Here is a 3,096-nt window from a genome sequence, read left to right as displayed (position 1 = left end):
TCTCGCCGAACGTCTATCGCAACTACCGCGTCCGGGTGCCGTTCGCCGGCAAGTGGCACGAGGTATTCAATTCGGACTCCGCGCATTACGGCGGCAGCAATGTCGGCAATATCGGGGAAGTCCGGACACTGGAAGGCGTTGCACCCGAACTCGGACTGACCATCCCGCCGCTGGCTGCGATCTTTCTCGTGCCGGAAAGCTGACGCATGCGGCTGACCGGGGGGACGTCCTCGCGGCTTGGGGCAAGCTGGGACGGAAGGGGCACCAATTTCGCGCTGTTCTCCGCCAACGCGGAGAAAGTCGAGCTGTGCCTGTTCGACAGCCATGGTCGCCGCGAGCTCGAACGCATCGCGCTGCCGGAGCGCACCGAGGATGTCTGGCACGGCTATCTCAACGACGTGTCCCCCGGGCAGCTCTATGGCTATCGGGTCCATGGGCCCTATCAACCCGAGCATGGCCACCGATTTAACCCCAACAAGCTCCTGCTCGATCCCTACGCCAAACGCCTCGCCGGGCGACTGGTATGGAGTGACGCGCATTTCGCCTACCGCACCGGGAGCCCGCGCGCAGACCTCTCTTTCGACCGCCGCGACAACGCCCGCTTCATGCCGAAGGCCGTCGTCGTCGACGAGACCTTCAACTGGGGACGCCGCGAAATCCGCCCCAATATCCCCTGGGAAGACACCATCATCTACGAAGCCCACGTCAAGGGCCTGACCGAGAGGCGTGAGGACGTCGCGCCCGATTTGCGCGGCACCTTCGGCGGGCTCTGCTCGCCCGCGATGATCGATCATTTCAAGCGCCTCGGCGTCACCACCATCGAGCTGCTGCCGATTCATGGGCTGATCGACGACCGGGCGCTGGTCGAAAGGAAACTGACGAATTACTGGGGCTACAATACGATCGCGTTCTTCGCGCCGGAACAACGCTATGCGCGGGACAACGCGCTCGATTCGTTCCGTGCCACGGTGGCAAGGCTGCACGATGCCGGCATCGAGGTGATGCTCGACGTCGTCTATAATCATACCGCCGAGGGCGACCACATGGGCCCGACGCTGTCGTTCCGCGGCATCGACAACGCATCCTATTACTGGCTGAAGCCGGAAAATCCGCGCTACTACGACGATTTCACCGGCTGCGGCAGCTCGGTCAATCTCACCCATCCGCGGGTATTGCAGATGGTGATGGATTCGTTGCGCTACTGGGTCGAGGTCTGCCACGTCGACGGCTTCCGCTTCGATCTTGCCACCACATTGGCGCGCGGCCCGAACGGCTTTGACCGCGATGCCGGTTTCTTCACCGCCATCCGGCAGGATCCGGTGCTTGCCGCCGTCAAGCTCGTCGCCGAACCATGGGACCTCGGCTTCGGCGGCTATCAGCTCGGCGCATTTCCCTCGCAATGGTCGGAATGGAACGACCGCTATCGCAGCACGATGCGCCGCTACTGGAGCGGCGAAGGCAGCCTGATCGGCGAGGTGTCGCGGCGCATGACCGCCTCCTCCGACCTGTTCCACCGCGACAACCGTGCCCCGCGCGCCAGCGTCAATCACATCACCGTCCATGACGGTTTCACGCTGGCGGACCTGTTCAGCTATAACGAAAAGCACAACGCGGCCAATGGTGAAGAAAACCGCGACGGCGCCAACGACAATCACAGCACCAATTGCGGCCATGAGGGCCCGACCGACGACCCCGACATCAACGCCCTGCGCCGCCAGCTCCGCAAGAACCAGCTCGCGTGCCTCTTGCTCGCGCAAGGCACCCCGCTGATGCTCGCCGGCGATGAGGTCGGCAACTCGCAGTCCGGCAACAACAACGCCTATTGCCAGGACAACGAGACCGGCTGGATCGGTTGGGACAATCTCGGCAAGGACGGCGAAGACCTCACCGATTTCATCGCGCAGCTGACCGCGCTGCGCCGGCGGTTCGGGCAGATCAGGAGCCAGCGCTGGCTCGACGGGCGGCGCGCGGATGGATCCTATGGCGTATTGTGGCTGACGCCCGCGGCCGAAGAGATGAAGGAGTCCGACTGGAATTTTCCGGAAGGCCGGTTCCTCGCCTATGTGCTCGGGCCGATGGAACAAGGTCAGGCGCCGGTCTTTGTCGTTCTAAATGCCGCACCGGAGGAGATTGCGTTCAGATTGCCTGAAATGACCGAATACAGAAGCTGGCAGCAGGTGCTGAACACTGCCGCCTCCCGGCAAGCGCCGGCCTCTTTCGCCGCCGGCGCCGAGATCAAGGCGCCGCCGCGCGCGGTCCTCGCCTTTGCGGGCTCGGCATGACTATGCGGCAATTCGGCCCCAGGCTGACCGGAGACGGCGCGCTGTTTCGACTGTGGGCGCCGGCGGCAAAGCGTGTCGAGCTGTTGCTGGAAACCTCGCACGCGCTGACGCGCGGTGACGACGGCTGGTTCGCCGCCGAAATTGCCGGCGTCAAGGCCGGCACGCATTACAGATTCCGGATCGACGACGCGATCGATGTCCCCGACCCCGCGTCCGCCTTTCAGCCCGAGGACGTCCACGGTCCAAGCGAGGTGATTGATCACGCCGCCTATCGATGGCGCGCCGCGCGCTGGCGCGGGCGGCCGTGGCAGGAGGCCGTGGTTCTGGAGGCCCATGTCGGCACCTTCACGCGCGAGGGCAGCTACCGCGCCATGATCGGCAAGCTCGATCATCTGGTCGCGACCGGCATCACCGCGCTGGAGCTGATGCCGCTGTCGGATTTCGCGGGATCGCGCAACTGGGGCTATGACGGCGTGCTGTGGTACGCACCCGACAGCGCCTATGGCCGCCCCGACGATCTCAAGGCGCTGATCGATGAAGCCCATTTGCGTGGGCTGATGGTATTTCTCGACGTGGTCTACAATCACTTCGGCCCCGAGGGGAACTACCTCGGCCGCTACGCGCCATCCTTCTTTACGCCGGCGCGGACGCCCTGGGGCAGCGTCATCGACTATCGGGTGCCCGAGGTGCGCGCCTTCGCGATCGAGAATGCGCTCCATTGGCTGGCCGAGTACCGTTTCGACGGGCTGCGGCTGGATGCGGTCAATGCCATCCATGAGCCGGGCGAAATTCCGCTGCTGCGCGATCTCAGCAT

At 64.4% G+C, this 3,096-nt stretch carries 3 protein-coding genes; all 3 read left to right on the top strand.

Annotated features, from left to right (window positions below; genetic code table 11):
- Window positions 1-203 (top strand): alpha amylase C-terminal domain-containing protein (locus tag WCE35_RS16515; RefSeq protein WP_424594403.1); only part of this gene is annotated, 203 nt, incomplete at its 5' end.
- 3 nt (window positions 204-206) lie between these two features.
- Window positions 207-2,282: a glycogen debranching protein GlgX gene (gene glgX, locus WCE35_RS16510; RefSeq protein ID WP_424594402.1), complete on the top strand. Its 2,076-nt coding sequence runs from the start codon at window positions 207-209 to the stop codon at window positions 2,280-2,282.
- A partial coding sequence (locus WCE35_RS16505) for an alpha-amylase family glycosyl hydrolase (RefSeq protein WP_424594401.1) occupies window positions 2,279-3,096 on the top strand: 818 nt, incomplete at its 3' end. The genes glgX and WCE35_RS16505, both read left to right, overlap by 4 nt.

The sequence above is a fragment of the Bradyrhizobium sp. genome, from assembly GCF_049691595.1.
In the GTDB taxonomy this organism is placed as follows: domain Bacteria; phylum Pseudomonadota; class Alphaproteobacteria; order Rhizobiales; family Xanthobacteraceae; genus Bradyrhizobium.
The sequence above is the reverse complement of the archived record's forward strand: the minus strand, read 5'-3'. Positions and strand labels throughout refer to the sequence as shown.

Coding starts and splice junctions, on each gene's coding strand:
- glgX (WP_424594402.1), top strand. CDS start 207: ATGCGGCTGACCGGGGGGACGTCCTCGCGGCTTGGGGCAAGCTGGGAC.